A 24,149-nucleotide genomic window follows, 5' to 3' on the forward strand; every position below is an offset into this window, starting at 1 on the left:
CCATGGCGGACAACCTGAGTCCCGAGTCCACCGAGGACCTCCTGAGCACCCTGGCGGGCCGACGCGCGACGACGACGATCGACGCCGAGGACGCGGCCGTGCGCGATCACTTGGTGCACGACGTTCCCGTGCTGCCCGGCGTCTTCCTCCTCGACCTCGTGCTCCGCCTGGTGGGCCGGGCCGGAGTCGACCCCGCGGCCGTGCAACTGCGGCGCGTCACCTTCCTCGCTCCCGTCCTGGGCACCGCCGAAGGACGCCGGATCGACGTGGAGATCGGTCCCGGCGGCACGGGGCGGCTGCCCGTCACCGTGCGCAGCAGGCCCGCCGGCTCCGACGGGGCCTGGGAGACCAACTGCCGCGCCGAGATCCACCCCGCAGCCCGCGAACCCCGGCCGGGGCGCGTCGATCACGTCGTGCTGGAAGCCGCGGGCACCGAGGTCGTCGATGTCGAGGACCTCTACGGTCTCGCACGGCGGATCGAGATCCGGCACCGCGGATTCATGAAGGCGACCGGTCTGGTGCACGTGGGCCGGGACCACGCCCTGGCCCGTATGCGTGTCGCTGCCGAGGCCGAGCCCTATCTGGAGCGGTTCCACGCCCACCCGGCGGTGCTCGACTTCGCCACCCTGGTGCCGATGCTGCTCCTCCGACAGGACCGGCGCGCCGACGCCGATCACGCCTTCATTCCCATCTACGTCGATTCCTTCCACGCCACCAGCGGCGTCGGGGCGGAGAACCTCGTCCACGTGCCGGGGCCGGTGACAGGGCGGCTGGACGGCGAACTGTTCGAGGCGGACCTGGAGGTGTGCTCACTCGACGGAACCGTCGTCGCACGACTCGGTGGCTTCCGGGCCAAGCGGGTACGCTCCGCGGATCTGATCACCCACCGGCCCCCGCAGACCGGGAAGCAGCGCGATGGGGCGACCACTCCCTCGCACGCCGCCGCCGACACGCCCCGCCCCCGTGCCGGGGGTCTTCGCGAGACCGTGGAAGCGCTGGTGGCGGCCAAGCTCGGGCTCGACCCGGACGAGATCGACCCCGACCGCGGCTTCTACGACCTCGGACTGAACTCCCTCGACCTGCTGGGCATCGCCGACGCTCTGGAGGACGGGCTGAGCACGGAGCTCTACCCGACGCTGCTCTTCGAGTACCCGACCGTGCGCTCCCTCGTCGACCACCTCGGCGGGATCGGCCTCGGAGCGCCGGTCCAGGAGGAGACCGCGCCGACTGCCCCGGTGACGGCGCCCCCGCCCGCACGCCGGCCGTCGGCGGCTTCGCCGGCCGGGGAGGAAGGGCACCGCGAACCCGTCGCGATCGTGGGCATGGCGGGCCGCTACCCGGGGGCCGCGACGGCCGAGGACCTCTGGGAGGTGCTGCGCGACGGCGTCGACCAGGTCACCGGCGTCCCCCGTGAGCGCTGGGATGACACCGCCCGGACCGGGGCCTTCTGTGCGGGCGTGGCCGACTTCGACGCACCCTTCTTCCATCTGTCCGCCGAGCAGGCGCTGACGATGGATCCGCACGAACGCCTCCTCCTCCAGACCGCGTGGGAAGCGCTGGAGAACGCCGGACACACCCCCGAGGGACTGGCGGAACAGACCGGCGGAGCGGTCGGGGTGTTCGCCGGGGCGATGTGGAACGACTACCAGCTGACGGGGCTCGACCGGTGGCGTGGTGGAGGGGGCGAGATCGTCGGATCGTGGTCCTCCGCCCTCACCAACCGGATCTCCTACGCCTTCGACTTCGAAGGGCCCAGCGTGACCGTGGACACCGCGTGTTCCGCGTCGCTCGCCGCACTGCACCTCGCGGTCCAGAGCATCCGGCGCGGCGAGTGCCGGGCCGCTTTGGCGGGAGGCGTGAACCTCTCGCTGCACCCGTACAAGTACCTGCGGCTCGGGGAACTCGGGCTGCTCTCCGAGAGCGGTCGGTGCCGTCCCTTCGACGCTGAAGCCGACGGCTACGTCCCCGGAGAAGGGGTCGGCGTCGTCGTCCTCCGGCCGCTCGCCGACGCACTCGCCTCCGGGGATCGCGTCCTCGGGATCGTCCGGGGCTCCGCGCTCCGGCACAGCGGGCGGACCGGTGGCTACACCGTGCCCAGCCCCGACGCACAGGCCAAGGTGATCTCCGCTGCCCTCACCGACGCGGACGCCACGGCCGACACCGTCGGCTACGTGGAGGCGCATGCGAGCAGCACGACGCTGGGCGACCGGATCGAGGTGGAGGCGCTCACCTCCGCCTACCGGCAGCACGGTGCCGTCACCCCCGGCGCCTGCGCCATCGGATCGGCCAAAGGAACCATCGGGCACCTGGAGGCCGCCTCAGGGATGGCCGCGCTGGCCAAGGTACTTCTGGCCCTGCGGCACCGGACGATCCCGGCGGGGCCCGGCATCGGCCGCCCCAACCCCGGGATCTCCTTCGACGGAACTCCGTTCCGCCTGCCCGCGCACGAGGAGCCATGGGCCGCCCCGGTCGACCCGGCGACCGGCGCCGTGGGCCCCAGGCGGGCCGCGCTCAGCACCTTCGGCGCGGGCGGAGCCAACGTCCACCTCGTCGTCGAGGAGTTCACCCAGGCCGCGCCCCCGCCACCGGCCCACGGGGCCGGTCAACCCCGCACCGTACCGCTGTCCGCGCGGACCGAGGACGAGCTGCGTCGACAGGCGCACCGACTGGCGGTGCACCTCCGGGCCGCTGCCGGACCGTGCCTCGACGACGTGGCGCACACTCTCCGGGCCGGCCGCCGGCCGATGGAGCACCGACTGGCGGTCGTGGTGCGAGACCTCGACGAACTCGCCGCGAGCCTCCAGGACTTCGCCGACGGGCGGGCGCCCGGGTCGCCGCTCCACACCGGCCGGGTGCGCCCCGGCCGGAGCGGCCACGGCGTCGCCGCACCCGACGAGGCCGCTCTGGCCGGACTCTGGGTCGGCGGAGAGCTCGCAGCGTGGCCCGTGATCGAAGGAGCCGGCCGGGTGCCCCTGCCCACCTATCCCTTCACGCTCCGCCGCTACTGGCTCGCCCCCCGGGACACGTCGACGGCCCCTGTCGCACCCGCCCCCTCCGCCGACGCGGTCCCGTCGGCCACCGACACCCCCCTGCTGTACGCGCCGCGCCGGCTGCCCGAGCCGCTGCCCGCGGAATCCGGCTCCGGCGCCTTCGCCGACGCCGTCGTCATCGCCCTCGACACCGACGACGCGCGGGTGGCGGAACTGCGCACCCGATGCCGGCGCGTGGTGCGGGTACAGCCCGGCATGGCGTACGCGCGCACGGGACCGGACAGTTTCGAGGTCCGGCCGGGCGACGAGGAGCACGCCTTCGCCCTCGCCGCCGACCTGAGGGCGGAGGGCGCCGAGCCCTCGGCGCTCCTCCACCTGTGGGCATGGGGGAGGGGCGAGTCACCCCGCGCCCAGGACGTCGGCGGGCTCCTCTCCCTGTTCCCGGTGTGCCGCGCCTGGGCCCTCGGCCGGACGGCCCCGCTCGCCCTGATCTACGCCTACCCCTGCGCGAAGGAGAACCCCCCGGACGCGGCCGTCGGCGGATTCGCCCGCAGCGTACGGCTGGAGCAGCCCAAGCTGGCCCTGCGGACGGTCGGCTTCGGCGGCGGACGGGTCGACACGGAGACCCTTTTGAGGGAGGCGGCCGACGCCCTGGCGGACCGGCCCGGGCGTGAGACGGAGAGCGACGCCGAGGTCCGGTACGCCGAGGGCGAGCGCACCGTCACCGGGTTCGTGCCGGTGAGCGCGACCGCGTCCGGCGACCGGCGCACGGACCGCCCGGTGCTCGCCCGTACCGGCGGCACCTACATGATCAGCGGCGGGGCGGGCGCGCTCGGCCTGCACACCGCGCGGTTCCTGGCGCGGACGCCCGGGGTGGCGATCGTTCTGACGGGACGCTCGCCCTCCGGCCCGGGAACCGAGGCGGCGGTCGCCGAACTGGAGGGGCTCGGCGCTCGCGCCGCGTATCTCTCCTGCGACCTGACGGACCGGGACGCGGCGAGGGTCCTGGTCCGTGAGATCACCGAACGCTTCGGACCGCTCACCGGGGTCATCCACGCGGCGGGCGTCGTGGAGGACGCCCTGCTGGTCAACAAGACGGCCGAGTCCTTCCGCAGAGTTCTCGCTCCCAAGATCACCGGCACCGTCCTGCTCGACGCCGCCACCGAGGACCAGGACCTCGACTACTTCCTCCTCTACTCGTCCGTCGCGTCGGTCGTGGGCAACGCGGGCGCGAGTGACTACGCGGCCGCCAACCGCTACCTGGACGCGTTCGCGGACTGGCGGGAGGACCTACGGCGCTCCGGCCGACGCGCGGGCCGGACGCTGGCGGTCAACTGGCCGCTCTGGCGGGACGGTGGCATGCGCGTCGACCCGTCGATGCAGGACAAGGTGCTGGCCCGCATCGGAGCACGTCCCTTGGAGACGTCGGAAGGCCTGGTCGCGCTGGAAAGGGCTCTCGCCGCCGACGAGAGCCGGGTCGTGGTCCTCTGCGGCGACCGGGAGCTGCTGGAGCGCCGACTCGGTGTCACCGCGTCGAGGACCCAACCGGGGCGCGACGTCACGTGGGAGGAACTGCTCGTGACCGCGGAGTCGTCGCTGGAGGAACTGGTCCTCGGCCTGGTCCCCACCTGGGCCGGCCCCGGGCACCGGTCCCTCGGTGACACCGGGTTCATGGAACTGGGCCTGTCCTCCGTCCAGGTCGTCGACCTGGTGCGCCGGCTCTCCGAGCGGCTCGGCGTCGACCTCCAGCCGACCCTGCTGTTCCGGCACAGCAACGTCTCCAGCCTCGCCCGGTACCTGACCGACACGCACCCCGACGCGGTACGTGAACTTTGCCCGGCCCGGGGGGAGACGGCCGGTGGCGCGGATCGCGGCGCGACGGCGGTACCCGAGCGAGCCGGGGCCCGGCCCCGCGCCACTGCCTCCGACGACCTCCGGCCCACGGAGCAGCCCATCGCCGTCATCGGCATGGCAGGGCGCTTCCCCGGCGCCGCGAACCCGTCCCAGCTCTGGGACCGGCTCGTCCAGGGGCACGACCTGGTGAGCGAGGTCCCCGCCGACCGCTGGGACCACCGGGAGCACCACGACCCCACCGGGACACTCGCCTCCGGTACCGACTGCGGCCACGGTGCCTTTCTCGACGACGTCACCCGGTTCGACGCCGCCTTCTTCGGCGTCCGGGACGCCGAGGCCCGGGGCATGGACCCGCAGTCCCGTCTGTTGCTGGAGGTCCTCTACGAGGCGGCCGAGGACGCGGGTGTCGCCGGAACGCTGAGAGGCACGGCGACCGGCATGTTCGTCGGCCGGTGCTTCAGCGACTACGAAGAGGAGATGGCCCGCCGGGGCGGGGCGCCGGGCGCCTTCGACGTCACCGGCACCTCCGTGTCCATGGCGGCCAACCGCGCGTCCTACGCCTTCGACCTGTCCGGCCCCAGCATGGTCGTCGACACCGCCTGTTCGTCGTCGCTGTACGCCCTGCACCTGGCCGTCAACGCGCTGCGCTCGGGTCAGTGCGCCATGGCGTACGCGGCCGGGACGAACTTGATCCTCAGCCCCCAGCACTATCTGCGCAGTTCGGCGCTGGGCGCCCTGTCCCCGTCCGGGCGCTGCCACACCTTCGACGCCCGTGCCGACGGTTACGTACCCGGGGAGGCCGTCACCGCCGTACTGCTCAAGCCGCTCGACCGGGCGATCGAGGACGGCGACCCCGTCCACGCCGTGATCAAGGCCGTCGCCGTCAGCCACGGGGGCAACGCCGCGTCTGTCACAGCACCCCAACCGGCCAGGCAGAGCGAGCTGTTGGCAGCTGCGTGGCAGCAGGCGGGCATCGACCCCGGCACCCTGAGCTACCTGGAGGCCCACGGCACCGGCACCGCCCTCGGCGACCCGGTCGAGTTCGAGGCGGCCTCGACGGCGCTGAGGCCGCACACGGACGAGAGAGCAGTCTGCGCGGTCGGCTCCGCCAAGGCCCACCTGGGCCACACCGAGGCCGCCGCCGGCCTCGTCGGAGTGGTGAAGGCCATCCTCTCGCTGCGCAACGAACTCATCCCCGCCATGCCCGCCTTCGAGACCCCCAACCCCGGCTGCCACGTCGACGCCGGCCCGCTGTTCGTCAACCGCGAGCCCCTGGAGTGGAAGCAGGCAGCCGGAACACCGCGCCGTGCCGGGGTGAGCTCCTTCGGGTTCGGCGGGGCCTACGCGCACGCGGTGATCGAGGAGGCTCCCGCACGGTCCGTGCCCCGGCCCACGGCCGGTCCGGTCCTCCTGCCCTTCGCGGCGAAGGACGAGACCGCCCTGCGCGAACTGGTCCGCAGACACCGGGACTTCCTCGCCGAACGCCCCGACACGCGGCTCGACCGCGTCGCCGCGACCCTGCGCCGAGGAAGGGAACACCTGCCCTGCCGCCTCGCGGTCTTCGCGGACTCGATGTCCGACCTGCTTCGCCGGCTGGGCGCCTACGCGGACGCGACGCACCCGCACGACCGGGTCCTGGGAGAGGAACGCGTACGGGCGAGCGACCCGGAAACCGTGCGGGCAGCGGCCGAGTGGGCTCGCGGCAACGCGACGCTGCCGGCGGCGCCCGCGGTGGAGGCACTGCCCCGGCTCTCCCTGCCGACCTACCCCTTCGCGGGGGACACGTACTGGTTCGACGAGGCCACGACGGCCGCCCCGCGCACACCGCCTCGTGACGAGACGACCACCGCATCCGTCATCGCCGCCGTGGACACGTTCGTCTCCCGCAGCGGGTTCCGTGGCGTACAGGCGTCCCGGGGCATGGACCGCCTGGACGCCCTGCTGCGCCGCTGGAGCCGCCATCTACTCGGCGGCGCGGGCGACTCCGGCGCGCCCACGCCGCGGAGTCTGCGCACACGCCTCGCCGACGAGACCCGGTACGGACGACTGGCGGACGCGCTGGCTCTCATGATCGCCCGCGCCCCGGCCACGCCGCACAGCCGCCCCGGTACGCCCGAGGAGTCCGCCTGGCTCTCCGCCGAGGCGGCCGCGCTCGCCGACGACCATCCGGAGCTCCGGCCCTGGGTCGACGTGGTGACCGGATGCGTGCCCCGGCTCCCGGACATTCTGGCCGGTGAGGCCGACCCCTTGGAGGTCTACTTCGCCGAGGCCCAGCCCGACCTGCTGCTGCGCGTCTACGACGGCAACGCGGTGGCCGACCACCACAACGAGATAGTGGCCCGGACCGTGGCCGGACAGGTGCGGGCACTGCTCGCACGACGCCCCGGGCGCCCGGTGCGCCTTCTGGAGATCGGAGGAGGCACCGGCGGGACCACCCGACGACTGCTCGACGCGCTCGGCGACGTCGGGACGAACGTCAGCTTCGTCTTCACGGACGTCTCACCCGGGTTCCTGCCCGCTGCCCGCAGACGCTTTGCCGGCGGGGCGGTCGCCTTCGAGTGCCGGGTCCTGGACCTCGACAGCGAACCGGAGGCACAGGGCTTCGGCCAGGCGGCCGCGGACATCGTGATAGCGGCCAACTCGGTCCACGCCACCCGGAGCATCGCCGACAGCCTGGCGCGCGTCCGGCGGCTGCTCGCTCCGGGCGGACTTCTCGTCCTGGAGGAACTGGTCCGCAACCGGGACTGCATGACCGCCATGATCGGTGCCCTGCCCGGCTACTGGTCCAGCGTCGACGCGGACGTACGGCTCCCGCACTCCCCGTTCCTGGATGTGGCCGGGTGGCGGCGGGCCATGCGGGAGCAGGGGTTCTCGGCCACCTGGGCCCTCGGCGCACCGGATCTCGCAGAGGCCGAGTTCGACAACGCGGTCATGATCGGTGAGGTACCGGCGGAGCCGCAGCATCCGCGCGCGGCCACCGCCCCCGTCCCGACCGTGGCTGAGAGCCCGCGACCGGAGGCCGATCCCTTGAGGCCCCGACACGCATCGGAGCCCGTGCCCCCCGCCACCGTCGAGGGCAACGCGGTGACCGCCACCCCCGAACGGGACGTCGACGCGGTCCGCACCCTGCTGCGCGCCGTCTTCGCCCGCTTCTTCGGGATGGCGGAAGAGGACGTGGACTCCGGGGCCTCGTTCGACGCCTTCGGCATGGACTCGCTCAGCGCCATCCAACTGGTCCGCACCCTGGAGCCCGATTTCGGCAAGCTCCCCAAAGTCCTGCTGTACGAGCACGCGACGATCGACTCCCTCGCCGAACACCTGGCCCGCCACGCCACCGGTCCCGAAGCGACGCCCGACAAGGAGACGCGGGAGTCGGCGGAGCGGCCGGCCAATGAGGAACTGACCGCTGGGCCCGCGCCCAGGGCCGGGGCACGGGCGGAGAACCGTCCGGCTGCCGAGCCCCTCGCCATCGTCGGCATGGCCGGCCGCTTCGCCCGGTCGCCCGACCTGGCGACCTGGTGGCGTCATCTCCGGGACGGCGTGCACCTGGTGTCGGAGATCCCGGCGGAACGCTTCGACTGGCGGGAGTTCTTCGGCGATCCGCACCGCGACGAGGGGAAGGTGAACAGCCGCTGGGGGTCCTTCATCGAGGGGGTCGACCGGTTCGACGCCGACTTCTTCGCCATGACCCCGCTGGAGGCGGAGCTCATGGACCCGCAGCAGCGGATCATGCTGGAGACGGCGTGGAAGGCGGTCGAGGACTCCGGCCACCGCCCGTCGGAGATCCGCGGCAGCCGGACGGGTGTGTTCGTCGGCGCGACCTCGCGCGACTACGACTGGCTCCTGCACCGCGCGGGCCGTCATCGTGAGGGCCATGTCGTCAGCGGCAGCGGACACTGCCTCATCGCCAACCGGGTGTCCCACCAACTCGACCTGCGCGGACCGAGCGAGGCCGTCGACACGGCGTGCTCCAGCTCCCTCACCGCCCTCCATCGCGCGGTGCGTGCCGTACGCGGCGGAGAGTGCGACAGCGCGATCGTCGGCGGCGTGCACCTCTTCCTCACCCCCGATCTCTTCGTCGCGCTCGGCCAGTTGGGCATCATCTCGCCGGACGGGCGGTGCGCCGCCTTCGACCGCCGTGCCAACGGGATGGTGCGCGGCGAAGGCGCCGTCGCCGTCGTGATCAAACCCCTCTCCCGGGCGCTCGCGGACGGCGACACCGTCCACGCGCTGATCCGGGGCAGCGGGGTCTCCCACGGCGGCGGAGACCGGCGGGACTCCCTGATGATGCCCAACCCCACGGCACAGGCGGAGCTGATCGCCTCCGTCCACCGCGACGCGGCGGTGGACCCGCGCACCATCACCTACATCGAGGCCCACGGCACCGGTACCGAGGTCGGCGACCCGATCGAGGTACGCGGTCTGCGCAAGGCGTTCGCCGCGGGGACCGGCACGGCCGAGGACGAACGGACGGAATCCTGGTGCGCCCTCGGCACCGTCAAGTCCAACGTGGGGCACACGGAGGCGGCGGCCGGTCTCACCGGAGTGGTCAAGACCGTCCTCGCCATGCGGGCCGGCGCGCTCCCGCCGACGCTCCACTTCACCGAGGCCAACCCGCTGCTCGACCTGGAAGGCAGCCCCTTCCGTGTCGTGGACCGGCTCACCCCGTGGCAACCGCCGAGCGGCCTTCCACGACGTGCCGGCGTGAGTGCCTTCGGACTCGGGGGCACCAACGCGCATGTGCTGCTGGAGGACTACCCGCAATCCTCGCCTGCCGTGGACGCAGCGCAGGTACGCCCCTGTGTCGTCCCGCTGTCGGCCCGTACCGACGAGCGCCTCACGGCCTACGCCGGCGAGCTCCACGACTTCCTTGAGGACCTGCGTGAGGACGGAGCGGCCCTGCCGCCCCTGACGGACATCGCCTACACCCTGACCGTGGGAAGGGACCCGATGGCCAGTCGTCTGGCCGTCGTCGCGACCACCGCGCAGGAGTTGACCGCCGCGCTCCGGGCGCACCTGGACGGAGTGCCGGACCCGCGGGTGATCACCGGGACGAGCGCCGGTACCGGGGAAGCGGACGGGAGGAGCCCCGGCTCCGGTCCGCGGTCCGCGGTCCTCGCGGACGCGGTCACCTGGGTGACCGGCGGGATGCTCCCGCCGCCGCCCCCGGGCCGTCGGACACCGCTGCCCACCTACCCGTTCGAGCCCCAACGCCACTGGGCCGGTCCCACGGAGACGGCAGCGTCCGGGAATCCGCCTCCCGCCGCCGCGTCGGGTGATGGCGGGGAGGAGACGCTGCCCGACGTCCTGCAAGCACTCAGCGAGGGCCGTGTCTCGGTCGAGCACGTGGAACAGTTCATGGAAGGTGTGTTGTGAAAGAGCAGATGTCGAGACGGCGCATCCTCGAACTGGTCCGGAGCGGTGAGCTTCCGGCGGCCGAGGCAGCCGCCCTCATCGCCGTTGGCGCCGCGCCCCGGGAGGACGCCGGCCACGGGACGCTTCCCACGGTGCGGTGCTTCGCCCCGGGATGGGAGCAGGGCGACCGATCCGCCGTGTCCGTGGCCGGGACCAGAGCCGGGACCGTGTTCGTCCTCGACCGGACCGGCGGCGGGCTTCCCACCTTCGTCCCGCCCACGGGCGCCGTCCTCGTCCACGCGACGCACGACGCCGGCCTCCACCGCGAGGACGACTCCACCTACCGGGTCGGAGCGCGGGACGAATCGGCATGGGCACGCCTGTGGCGGGAGACCGGCCTGAACGGCCCCGCCCCGGAACGGATCGTGATCATCACAGCATCCGGTCCCGAGCGCTGTCTGGACGCGGTGTACCCCGCACTCGCGACACTCGTCCGCGAGCGGGTCCATGACCGTCTCGCCGTGGCCTGCGTCGCCGTGGGCGACGACCGGGACCTCTCCGCCGACGCGCTCGGCGGCTTCTGCGGTATCGCCGCCCAGGAGGACCGCCGGCTGCGCATGGTCTCCCTGTCGGTCGACCCGTCGGCGGACCTCGCGACCCTGGCCCTGGGAGAGCTGGCACGCACGGACCAGCCCCTCTCGCAGGTGCGGTACGACGGCGGGGGACGCTGGGTCCGGGTGATGCCGTCGGTGGAGCTCGCCTGGGACAAGGAGGCAGAACTGGCCGACGAGGGCGTCTACCTCGTCACGGGGGGCGCGGGCGGAATCGGACTGGCTCTCGCGGAGCTGCTGGCGAGCCGCTTCCGGGCGCGTTGCGTCCTCATGGGCCGCACGGGGGAAGCGGACATCCCGCCTGCCGCTCTCGCACGCATCCAGCGGGTCGGTGGCCGGGCACGGTACGTCAGCGGGGACGTGACCAGGCTGGACGACGTCCGGGCCGCGGTCGCGGTGGCCCGCGAGGAGTTCGGCCCGCTCACCGGAGTGCTGCATCTCGCCGGCGTCAACGCCGACTCCTACATCGCCAACAAGGCGCCCTCGGCGCACCACGGCGTCCTGGACCCCAAGGTGATGGGGGCGCGAAACCTCGACGAGGCGACCCGCGACGAACCTCTCACGTCCTTCGTGCTCTTCTCCTCCATGGCCGCCTACCTCGGCCATCCCGGGCAGAGCGACTACGCCGCGGCCGGACGGGCGCTCGGCGGCTTCGCCGCGCGCCGGGCCGCCCAGGTCGCCGGGGGCCACCGGTCCGGCACCACGGTCGCCATCGGCTGGCCGCTGTGGGACGGCGGCGGGATGCGGCTGAGCGCGAGCGACGAACTGGCCGTCGCGACGCTGCAGGGCATGACCGCGATGCCCGCCGAGACCGGTCTCGCGGTCATGTCCGCCGCGCTGCGGGCCGACCGCCCGGAGACCGTCGTGGTGTACGGGGACGGCCGGCGCATCGACCGCTTCGTGGCGGACCGCCTCGCCTCCGGCCGCACCTCCGGGGCCGTCGCGCCGTCCGTCACCCCCGCGGCCGTGAGGTCCGAGGACGACGACCTTGTCCGGGCGGCGAGCGCGCACCTCGTCGAAGTCGTGTCAGGTCTCGCCCGGATGCGTCCGGGACAACTCGCTCCCGACCAGGAGTTCTCGGCGCTCGGCATCGACTCGGTCATGATCAAGCGTCTCTCCGTGTCGCTGGAGGACTTCCTGGGATGCCCGATGCCGGTGACGCTCCTGTTCGAGCACCGCACCGTGAACGAGCTGGCCCGACACCTCGCCACGGCCTTCGAGGAGCCGCTGCGTTCAGCGCTCCACCGCCCGGACCCGCTCACGACCGGCTCGTCGACGGCCTTCGCACCGGATGCCGCGCCCGCGCCCCCTGCCCCGGAAGGCGCGAGCGCCGACGAGGCCGTCGCCATCGTCGGACTGGCCGGCCGCTACCCCGGAGCCGACGACGTCGGCGACCTGTGGGAACTGCTCAGCGGCGGCCGTGACAGCACGGGCGAGATCCCCGCGGACCGCTGGGACAAGGACCTGTGGCACGACACCGGGGACCGCAGGCCCGGCTCCAGCTACGGACGTTGGGGCGGCTTCCTCTCCGGCGTCACCCGCTTCGACTCCCTGTTCTTCTCCATAGCGCCGCGTGAGGCCCGGCGGATGGACCCGGCCGAACGGCTGTTCCTCGAAGTCGCCTGGTCCGCCCTGGAGGACGCCGGATACACACGGGCCCGGCTGCACCGTGCCACCCGGACCGAGGAGGGCCACGCCCTGGGCGTGTTCGTCGGCACCACGGGACTGGCCTACGGACTGGTCGGCGCCGAGGAATGGGGCAAGGGCAACCCCGTCTCGGCCCACTCCATGGAGTTCTCGCTCGCCAACCGGCTGTCCTACTTCCTCGACGCCCACGGACCCAGCATGTCCGTCGACACGGCGTGCTCGGCCTCCCTGACGGCCCTGCACCTGGCCTGCGAGAGCCTGCGGCGCGGCGAATCCCGGATGGCCGTCGCCGGGGGCGCCTACCTCAACCTGCACCCCCTCAAGTACGCGATGCTCTCGGAGCAGCGGATGATGTCGCCCGACGGCGTGTGCCGCCCGTTCGGCGAGGGCGGCAACGGCTTCGTCCCGGGCGAGGGCGTCGGCGCGGTCGTGCTCAAGCCCCTGTCCGCCGCGCTCGCCGACGGCGACCACGTCCACGCGGTCATCCGCTCCACCTCGATCAGCCACGGCGGACGGACCAACGGCTACACCGTGCCCTCTCCGAAGGGGCACGCCGCCGTGATCCGGTCGGCACTGCGCAGGGCCGGGGTTGACCCCCGCACGATCGGCTACGTCGAGGCGCACGGCACCGGGACCGAACTGGGCGACCCCATCGAGATCGACGGCCTGGAGCGCGCCTTCCGGGAGTACACACCCGACCGCGGGTTCTGCTCCATTGGCTCGGTCAAGGGGAACATCGGCCACGCCGAAGCGGCCGCCGGCATCGCCGGTCTGACCAAAGTACTGCTCCAGCTCCGGCACCGGAAGCTCGCCCCCACTCTGCACAGCGACCCGCCCAATCCGCGGATCGACTTCGCCGCGACACCCTTCCGGCTCCAGCGATCCCTGGAGCCCTGGCACGCGACGCGGGGCGGCACTCCCCGGCGGGCGGCGGTCAGCTCCTTCGGGGCCGGCGGTGCGAACGCACACCTGATCGTCGAGGAGTTCGGGGACCGCGAGGGGTCCCTTCCCGGCGCTGGGGAGGAGGGCAAGGAACATCTGATCCTGCTCTCGGCCCGGACCCCGGACCGGCTGACGGCCATGGCCGAACGCCTGGCGAGGGCGCTCACCCGGCCCGACGCTCCCCGGCCGCTTCGCGACATCGCGCACACGCTGCGCGTCGGCCGCGAGCCGTTCGCGTACCGCCGGGCGCTGGTGGTCGCCTCGGTCGACGAACTCGTCGAGCGTCTTCGGCAGCCGCACGAGCCGTACGAGCCGCAGCACATCGCCACGGCACCGGGGGACGGACCGGCCGGCACCTCACGCCGAAGCACAGACGAACTGCTCCGCGCCCTGCGTTGGCGCGAGTTGGGCGACCTCTGGGCCCGTGGCGCCGACATCGACTGGACCGCGGCACCGGGGACGTCCCCGCGGCCGAGCATCGTCCCGCTCCCCGGATACCCCTTCGCCGGGCCGTCCCACTGGCCGTCGGTCCGCCCGGCGGTCCGGCCGGGGTCGGTCTCCGACGAGGCCGTCGGCGCCCGTGGGGGAGCACCGCTCGTGGAGGTCGGGAACAGCGACGGAGCAGCCGAGTTCGCACTCGACCTGCCTCCCACCGATCCGGTGATCGCGGACCATGTGGTCGACGGCCGACCGGTCCTGGCCGGCGTGGCCCATCTGGAACTCGTCCGGGCCGCCGCGGCCCGGCTGACCGGCCACGGCGTCGCCGCGCTGACCGACGTACGCTGGCGTGCCCCTCTCGATCTGGACACGGGTGCGCCGACGGTCCTGCTGACCGCCGAAGGCGACACCGTCCGCGGACAGGTCATCACGCGCGGCCCGGACGGCACCACCGTCCACGCGACCATGACCGCGTCGACAGTACCGGGGGAGCCGGCCGGACGCGCTGACCCGGCGGCGCTCCGCTCCCGCTGTACGCGGGAGGAGTCCGCGAACTCCTTCTACGGACGCGCGGCGGAACAAGGGCTCGCGTTCGGGCCCGCCTACCGTCTCGTCCGCCGGATGTACCGCGGGGACGGAGAAGCCTTTGCCGAACTGTCCGCCACCCCGGGAGGGGGCAGCGACTGGTGGCTGGAGCCCGGCGCGACCGACGCGGCCCTGCACACGCTCCACGGGGCGGTGCCCTTCTGGGACGAACCGGCGACCCTTCCGGTCTCCGTGGCACGGGTGGACCTCGTGGCTCCCTCGGGGCAGGCCCGCTACGCCCACGCGCGGCTGGTGGAGGCCGATCCGGCACGCGGCACGGTGCGCTGCGACGTGGACCTGTACGACGAGGACGGCCGACCGCTCGTACGCTTCGCCGGCCTGACGGCTGTCCGACCGGCCCGGACCGGTTCCCTGCCCGCCTACCGGCCGGTGTGGCGGCTGACCGGGCCCGTATGGGAAACGCCCGGCGACCGCTCCGGGACGACCCTCGTGTTCACCACGGAACGGGACCACGGCCTCGGCGCCGCGATCGTCCGCCGAGCCGGAGCAGACGCCCGGCTGGTCGACATCACCGCCCTCGCCTCCGCGGAGGCGTTCGGCCGGATTCTTCGCGAGCTGCCCACGCTCGGGCACGTCTACTTCCTGGGCGGTGTGGAGCGGCGGCGCTACTCGCCGACCGACCTGGACCACCTGGAACTCTCCCAGCGCCACGGCTGCCTGGCGCTCTTCCACCTCGCTCGGAGCATCGCCGAACTCCGCCCCCAGGGCACCCGTCTGACCGTCGTCACCAACGACAGCCAGCAGACCGACGACGCACTTCCGACCGCCAATCCGTTCGCTGCCTCCCTGCACGGCCTGACCCGGACCCTCGCCCGCGAGATGCCGTTCCTGACGGTGGTCGGCGTCGACGTGGCGGGGGCGGAACTCGCCCACTGCTCCGCGGCGGACACCTGGGACACCTTGCTCGCGCGGATCGACGCCGAGCCGGGTGGGCTCCCCCACGAGGAAGTGGTCCTGCGGGACGGGGCCCGCCTGACGAAGCGGCTGATGCCGGTCCGGATGCCCGAAGGGGAGAGGACCCGTTCACCGTTCCGGGCGGGCGGCCGGTATCTCGTCGTCGGGGGTGCGGGTGGTCTCGGAGCGGCGATCAGCGAGCGGCTGGCCCGGGATTTCGGGGCCCGACTGCTGATCGTGGGCAGGCGCCCCGAAGCCGACCTGCCCGAGGGGCTGCTGGCCGGGCTGCGCCTGGCGGGCGCCGCGTCGGTCGACTACGCGGCGGCGGACGTGACCGATCCGTCGGCGATGAGGAACGTCGTGAGCCGGATGCGGGAACGGTTCGGCGGCGTGGACGGAGTGATTCACTCCGCCTTCGTCCTGTCGGACCGGACGATCGCCCGTGCCGACGACGTCTCCTTCACCGACGCTCTCGGCCCCAAGGTGCGGGGGACCGTCGCCCTGTGCGACGCCCTGGCGGCGGAACCCCTCGACTTCCTCGCCTTCTTCTCCTCGGCCATCGCCCACACCGGCAACCCGGGCCAGTCCAACTACGCCGCCGGCTCCACGTTCCAGGACGCCTACGGGCTGCACCTGGCGAACGCGCTGCACTGGCCGGTGACCGTTCTCGACTGGGGCTTCTGGGGGGACCAGGGGGCCGTCGCGACCGATGAGCACCGCAGCCGCCTCGCGGAGTGGGGCGTACAGCCCATCTCGTCCGACGAAGGCTGGCGCTACCTCCGGCAGGCACTGACCGCGGACACCTCCCACGTGGTGCCGTTCAAGGTCTCCGACGCCCTGGCGGAGGTGACGCCCGTCGCCACGAGCGAGCACCACACCCTGGAACCGTCGGCCACGCCCGCCACGCTCGGCCCGGTCCTCGCCGCGACCCGTGCGGCGGTGCGCGCAGCGGGGGAGCCGTTCGCTCCGGACTACCTGGACACCGTGGACGAGTACGTACGACAGCTCGTCCGGGAAAAGCTCACCGCCATGGGGCTGCCGGATCCGGCCGGGGACAGCCCGTCCTCGGACGGCCTCAGGTCCGCCCTCGGAGTCGTACCCGCGCAGCACCGCCTCTTCGACGCGCTCCGCGCCGCACTGGACAGCGCTCATCCTTTCCAACGTCCCCAGGGGAAGCCCGACGACAGCCACCGGCGGGAAGCCCTCCTGCGGCGGTTCCCCCACCTCGGCCCGACCCTGGACCTGATGGAGGAGTGCGTCGCCGCGCTCCCCGAGATCCTCACGGGTGCCCGGCGCGGCCTCGACGTGCTCTTTCCCGGAGGCGACGACCGCCGTCTGGCCGCCCTCTACCACGACGATCCCCGTACCCGGCACTTCAACGCTCTGTGCGCGGCGGCGGTCGCGGAGGCGGTCCGTACCCGGTCGGCTCTTCTGGGCACGGCCACCGCAACGGCTCCGCTGCGCGTCCTGGAGATCGGGGCGGGCACCGGCGGCACCACCCGGCAGGTGCTGGACGTCCTCGACCGGTTCGCCGACCGGGTCCGCTACGACATCACCGACATCGCGCCGAGCCTGCTGCTCGGAGCGGAGCGGAGGTTCGGCGCCGGCCGCCCTTACGCCGTGTTCCGCCCGCTCGACATCGCCGCGAACCCGGCCGGACAGGGTTTTGCCGAGGACCGCTACGACCTCGTCGTCGCCACGAACGTCCTGCACGCGGTCCCTGACGTGCGCGCGGCCCTGGGGCATGTGGCCCGTCTGATGAGGCCGGGTGCGCTGCTCGTGGTGAACGAGGCGACCCGCGTACTCGACAGCGTCACCCCGGTCTTCGGCCTCACGGACGGCTGGTGGCATGCCCGGGACGAGGAACTGCGGCTGCCGCACTCGCCCCTGCTCGCCCCCGGCGCCTGGCGCGGCCTGATGACCGAGGCGGGAATGAGAGGCGTCCGGCATTTCGGCGTCGAGGGCTGGACGCCGGAGCAGTGCGGTCAGCGGCTCTTCATCGCCGAGCGCGGCCCGTGGGTCCCGGACCCCTCCGTCTCCCCGCGCGCGGAGCGGGCGACGACACCCCCTCCGACGGTCACCGACAGCGAGACCCCTGCGCATTCGCCCGGGAGCGACGACCTCCTCGAACGGACCGTCGCCCTGCTCACGGAGACATACACCGGACTGCTGCGCATGGAGAAGGGCGAACTGGAGGCCGGAACACCTCTGATCGCCTATGGGACGGACTCGCTGACCACCATGGAGGCACGCGAGATCCTGGAGCGCCGCCTCGGGCCGCTGCCCCGGGAAGTCCTCACCACGGGGGAGTCCGTGACGGACATCGCCCGATGGCTCATCGACGCCTGCGGGCCACGGCTGGCGGCAGCTGTGGCCGGTGGATCCCCCGATCCCGTGGACGACGTCGCGGCTACCCCGGAATCACCCGCTGCCGACGGGCACGACGGAGGCGCGACGCCGGCTCACCGCGATCCGGCCCCTCGCGCGCGGAATTCCGCCGTCTCCGCCCGCACCCCCCGCCACGAGGCCGTGGAGCCCGTCGCCATCGTCGGTCTGGCGGGACGCTACCCCGGAGCCCGCGATCCCGAGACCCTCTGGAGCTTGCTGCTGCACGGTGACGACGCCATCGGGGAGATCCCCGGGACACGGTGGCCGCTGGCCGACCACGACGACCCCACGGGCAGGGCAGCGGGACGCTCCTACCACCGCTGGGGAGCGTTCCTGGAGGACATCGACCGGTTCGACCCGCTGCTCTTCCGGATCTCGCCGCGGGAGGCGGAGCGGATGGACCCGGCGGAACGCCTGTTCCTGCAGACCGCGTGGGAGGCGCTGGAGGACGCCGGATGGCCGCCCTCGCGGCTGCGATCGCGGGCCGGAGAGACCGGACGCGCCCGGGTCGGCGTCTTCGTCGGGATGATGCATCACGGGCAGTACCAGCTCCTCGCCACCGAGGAATGGGGGCGGGGCAACCGGCTCCAGGCGCCTGCGTCGTCCTGGTCCCTCGCCAACCGCGTCTCCCACACCTTCGGATTCGCCGGTCCCAGCATGACCGTCGACACCGCCTGCTCCTCCTCCCTGACCGCCCTGCACCTGGCGTCGGCGAGCGTACGGGCGGGGGAGTGCACCACCGCGCTGGTGGGCGGAGTCAACCTCATCCTGCATCCGAGCCACCATCTCGACCTCGCGACGGCCGGAATGCTCTCCCGCGACGGCCGGAGTCGGGTCTTCGACAGCGAGGCCGACGGCATGGTCACCGGCGAAGGCGTCGGAGCGGTCGTCGTGAAGAGACTGTCGGACGCCGTCAGGGACGGCGACCGCATAGACGCCTGCGTCCTCGGTTCGGCCGCCAACTCCGACGGGACGGCGGACCGCTACGGGGTGCCCAGCGCCGACGCACAGGTCGAGCTGATCGAGGACGCGCTGCGTGCGGCGGGAATCGACGCCGCCTCCGTGCAGTACGTGGAGGCCCAGGCCACCGGATCACCCGTGGGCGATCCGGTCGAGCTGGAAGCGCTGCGCCGCACGTACCTGACCGCCGGCGGTCGGACGTCCCTGGCCGTGGGCTCCCTCAAGCCCAACATCGGCCATCTGGAAGCGGCATCGGGAATGGCGCAGCTGACGAAGGCTCTGATGCAGCTCCGCCACGGAGTCCTGGCTCCCACCCTCGGAGCGGACGGGCCGCTCACCGCGGACGGATTCCAGGTGCCCCGGGAACCCACGCCCTGGCCGACCCGGCCGGCCGGCGCCCCACGCCGGGCCGCCGTCAGCAGCTTCGGGGCGGGAGGTGCCAACGCCCACGTCATCCTGGAGGAGGCGCCTCCCCGCCGACTGCCGGAACCCGACCCCGCCGGGCCGGTCGGCGAGGTGCTGTTCCTGTCGGCGCGCACCGCCGGACAACTCCGCGCGCACGCGATCCGCATCGGTGACCATCTGCGGGAAACCGGCGCCGAACTGAGACTCGCCGATGTCGCCCACACCCTGCGCCTCGGGCGGGAACCCCTGCCCGCTCGCCTGGCCGCACCCGTGCGCAGCCTGGCCGACGCGGTGGACGTGCTCGACGCGTACGCGAACGGACGGTCGTCGCCGCATCTGCTGACGAACGCGCGGGCGGGCGGCTCCGCCGACACGGCCGGGAGTCCCGCAGCGGGCGCGTGGCCCGCGGGCGGATACCCGGCTGCGCGCGCGTGGGTGGACGGCCTCGCCGGCGTAGCCCACCCGAACGAGGACGGCGGTCGCGGCCGGATCGTCTCGTTGCCTTCCTATCCCTTCGCGGGCAACCGGTACTGGCTGGATCTGCCGGACCGGAGCCCCGCCGTCGACGACGGGCCCGCGTTCCCGTCCGAGGAGCTTCCCGTGACCCAGTACCCGTCGACCCCCGACACCGAGGAATCCACCAGGGCGGCCGACCGGCCGGGCCCGGACGCCGCTCAGGAGACCCTGGTCGGGCTGATCTGCGAACTCCTGGGCGTCTCACGCTCCGACATCGACCTGGCCGACCACCTCAGCGACTTCGGCTTCGACTCGGTGACCATGGTGAGACTGGCCGACCGGCTGGGTGCCGAGTTCGACCTCGACGTCAGCCCCGCGATCCTCTACGGGTGCCGTGACGTCGCCGCGGTGGTGGATCTCCTGACCGCCCCGCGCGCCGGGGCAGCCGGCCGGCGGGAGCCCGGCGGTCCGCCGGCCGGGAGCCCCGATTTGGCGAGCGGCCCCACGGAGCCGCCGGTACGGGAGGCGCCGAGCCGGGCCGAGGCCGCTGACGACCCCCACCCGTGGGTGAACGAACCCGTGGCCGTCGTCGGCATGGCGGGCGCCTTCCCGGGCTCACCGGATCTGGACAGCTTCTGGAACCATCTGGCGGCAGGCCGCGACCTCGTCGGTGACGCACCGTCCGACCGCTTCCCCGGAATCGACGCGGCCCGGCGCCCCCAGGACGGATTCCTCGACGGCGTCGACCGTTTCGACGCCGAGTTCTTCCAGATATCGCCACGCGAGGCCCGGGTCATGGACCCCCAGCACCGCCTGTTCCTGCAGACGGTGTGGGCCGCGATCGAGGAGGCGGGACACGACCCGGCGGACCTCGCGGGCACCCGGTGCGGGCTTTACGTCGGTGTGGCCTCCTCCGAGTACGGAGAACTGGCCCGCGAACGCGGCGCGAGCGTGGACGGCCAGCTCATCACCGGCAACGACCACAGCGTGCTGGCCAACCGGATCTCGTTCCTGCTCGACCTGCGCGGTCCCAGCGAGCCCGTCGACACCGCCTGCTCCAGCTCCCTGGTCGCGATCCACCGGGCCGTCAGCGCCATCCGGAGCGGCGAGTGCGACCTCGCGATCGCCGGTGGAGTCAACATCATCCTGTCCATTACCGGATTCGACGCCTTCACCACGTCGGGCATGCTCGCCGCCGACGGCCGCTGCAAGGCCTTCGACCACCGGGCGGACGGATACGTACGGGGCGAGGGAGTCGGGGCCGTTCTCCTCAAGCCGCTCAGCCGCGCACGGGCCGACGGGGACCACATCCACGGCCTCATCACCGGGAGCGCCACCAACCACGGAGGACGCGCCGCCTCGCTGACCGCCCCGAACCCCGCTGCCCAGGCAGCGGTGATCACCCGTGCCCAGGAGGACGCCGGGGTCGGCCCGGAGCAGATCAGCTACGTTGAGGCGCACGGTACGGGGACGGCGCTGGGCGATCCGATCGAGGTCACCGGACTCCGGACCGCGTTCGAGCGCGAGGGAGCTCCGGAGGGCGCTGGTCTCCAGCACTGCGGGCTCGGCACGGTCAAGACCAACGTGGGGCATCTGGAGACCGCCGCCGGCATCGCGGGACTCATCAAAGTGCTGCTCGCCCTCCGGCACGGCGTACTTCCGCCGACGCTCCACGTGGAGCGGGTCAACCCCGGTGTGCGGCTGTCCGGTTCCTCCTTCCACCTCGTCACTTCCGTACGGCCGTGGCAGCGGCCGATCGACCGGGCCACCGGCTCGCCGGCGCCCCGGCGAGCCGGTGTCAGCTCTTTCGGATTCGGCGGGATGAACGCGCACATCGTCGTCGAGGAGCCTCCCGCGACCGAGCCGGACACCACCCCGGACACAGCTGCGCCGCACCTCTTCGTACTCAGCGCGCGCACCCCCGAACGGCTCGATGCCCACGCTCGGGGGCTGATGGCACATCTGGACCGCCTTGTCACGAGCGGCGGACCGCACAGGCCGACCGCCGCCGAGATCGCGTACACCCTGCAGGTCGGGCGTCGCCCCTTCGCCGCCCGCCTCGCGGTGACGGCCACCTCACTCGACGAGCTGGCGGACGTGCTGCGGAACCACGTGGCGGGAACTCCCGACCAGAGGCTGCACGCCTCCACCCCGGCCGGGGCGGAGTCCGGCCCTGGGTGGGACGCCGACGACATCGCCGCCGCACTCGACCGAGCCCGCCGGGGCGACGCGCGGAGGCTTGCCGCCCTGTGGGCGGGCGGTGCCGCCGTCGACTGGCGTGCACTGCATCCGGCCGGGGGGCGCGGGCGGGTGACCCTGCCGGCCTATCCGTTCGCGCCCACCAGCCACTGGCTGCCCGCGCCCTCACCGGGCCCCCGGCAGCCCAGCTCCACGCCTGCCGCCTCGGCGGATGGATACCGGGACGTCCCGGTACCCTCCGCGGCCCGCACACCCGTCGCCGTAGCCCCGCTCCTTTCGCCGCCGTCGGCGGCCCCGGACTCGTCCGGCAGGCCCGCTCCGCTGTGGGCGTACGTCCGCGAGGCCATCGCCGACGGCATCGGGATACGCCCCACCGACGTGGACCCGGCACGGGAGTTCGCCTCGTACGGTGTCGATTCGATCGGCGCCATGCGCATCATGCAGACCATCCAGGCGCGCTACGGCGATCACATCCCGATGGCGGCGATCCTCGAACACCCCAGCGTCGACCGGCTCGCAGCCCACCTCGGACGCAGTTATGTGCTGCCCGACGAGATACCCGACACGGCCGCGCCGATGCTGCCGGACACGGCCGCCCCGGTCAGCGGCGCGGCGCCTCGCCTCACCGCCCAGCCCGTCTGGATCCCCTTCACGGAGACGGAGACGGGCGTCCCCGCCTACTGCCTGTTCGGCGACACCGGAGAACTGACCTGGCTGCTCCATCTGTCCGAAGGACTCGCCGCGGCGGGACCGGTCCTGGGCCTCGAAGCCCCCGGCTTCGGCGACCACGCCGAACCGGTAGGAGACATCGCCGACCTGGCGCGATTCTGTGCCGAAGCCGTTCTGGCACGCCATGGTGAGGGGCCCTGCCGCGTGGTCGGGCACGGCCTGTGCGGCTTCGTCGCCGCCGAGACGGCGAGGCTGCTCCTGGACGCCGGTGTGGACGTCGCCGAACTCTTCCTTCTGGGCACTCCGGAGCCCGGACTCGTGCCCGCGGCGGAGTCGCCCGCCGCCTCCGTCGCCGCCGTCGCGGAGACCCTCGCCGCCGTCTGGGGTGCGGGTGCCCGCCCGGCCCTCGACGCGACGGTCCCCGCTGCGGACCTCGACGCCCGCACGGAGGCGGCGGCACGGCTGCTGGAGCCGTACGCGCCCATGCCCGCGAAGGCGTTGCACCGATGGCTGCCGAACGCGGTCCGGTGGCGCCGTGCCCTGGCCGACACGGCCGCCCGGTACCGGCCGAGCCCGCTCTCGGGCGTCGGCAGGGCGCAGGTGATCCGCGGTGTCCAGGGAGTCGAAGGGGAACTCGGCGACTTCGACCGGTGGATCGCGCCGCCTCCGGCCCTGCGCGAACTCGACCGCGCCCCCTGGGACCTCGTCTCCGAGGACGTCGCCCGTGAGATCGCCGAAACCCGCCCCGCCCCACGGTCCGGCGACGGCGAACAGCCGTCACCGCTCGTGTCCATCAACCGCTACGGCAACGGCAGGCGCTCCTTCTGGGCCCACAACCTGTACGGCGAGGTGAGCTACGCCATCTACCTCTCCCGCCACCTCGGCTCGCACACTCCCTTGATCGGGATGGAGCAACTGGGCGTCGGGCCCCACGGCTCCGCGGGGTCGGGGAACTACTCCTCGGTGAAGGAGATGGCCGCCCACTACGTCTCCGAACTGCGGGAGCAGTTCCCCGGGGAGCCCTATCTGCTGGGAGGCTGCTCGTTCGGGGGCGTGCTCGCCTACGAGATGGCCGCCCAGTTGCAGAAGGCCGGCGAAGCGGTGTCGCACCTGATCGTCATCGACCCGATCATGCCGGGCACGGAGTCGTGGGACAGCGTCGACTGGGGAACGGTCACCGAGGTCGAGGCCGAGTCGTTCTCCCTGGTCATGCTCGGGAACGCGATGTGCCAGAGGTACGGAGTCACGGAGCAGGTCACCCTGTCCGATCTCCACGGCCTCGACCTGGACGCCCAGCTCTCCTTCGTGGCCCGGCACATCCACCTGCGCGCCGCTTCCGGGCCGGACCAGGAGCTGATCAAACGCCAGATCCTGGTCCGGCACGAGGTGATGCTCCGCAACGGCGACCTGTTGCAGGAGTACCGGCCCGAGCCGCTGACCACCTCGGTCCCCACCACGCTCTTCCACGCCACGGAGGGTTTTCTGGCCCCGGGCAACGACAACCACCTTCCCGCCGTGCCCCGGACGAGCAAGGACACGTCCAACGGGTTCGCCGCCTTCGTGGGCGACCGCATGACCATCCACGAGATGACGGCCGACCACCACACCATCGCCCACAACGACAACCTCGCCCGGATCGCGCGCACGCTCTCGCCCCTTCTGGACGTGGCCGGCGCTCCGGTCGGGATGTTCCCGGCCTCGCTGTACCCGGCCCAGCGACCCGGCAAGAAGTGAG

General features: G+C 73.1%; 2 protein-coding genes. Both read left to right on the forward strand.

Going from position 1 to position 24,149, the window contains the following annotated elements:
- The first annotated feature begins 2 nt into the window (after positions 1-2).
- Positions 3-10,220, forward strand: a complete 10,218-nt coding sequence (locus IE272_RS35325; RefSeq protein ID WP_190009742.1) for an SDR family NAD(P)-dependent oxidoreductase — start codon at positions 3-5, stop codon at positions 10,218-10,220.
- 8 nt (positions 10,221-10,228) lie between these two features.
- Entirely contained in the window at positions 10,229-24,148 is a 13,920-nt protein-coding gene (locus tag IE272_RS35330; protein ID WP_190009745.1) for an SDR family NAD(P)-dependent oxidoreductase, read from the forward strand.
- Position 24,149: the final 1 nt, after the last annotated feature.

Origin of the sequence: Streptomyces anulatus (assembly GCF_014650675.1) — a bacterium.
In the GTDB taxonomy this organism is placed as follows: domain Bacteria; phylum Actinomycetota; class Actinomycetes; order Streptomycetales; family Streptomycetaceae; genus Streptomyces; species Streptomyces anulatus.

Excerpts from the sequence above, each read along its gene's own strand:
- IE272_RS35325 (WP_190009742.1), top strand. The coding sequence starts at position 3 with ATGGCGGACAACCTGAGTCCCGAGTCCACCGAGGACCTCCTGAGCACC.
- IE272_RS35330 (WP_190009745.1), top strand. The coding sequence starts at position 10,229 with ATGTCGAGACGGCGCATCCTCGAACTGGTCCGGAGCGGTGAGCTTCCG.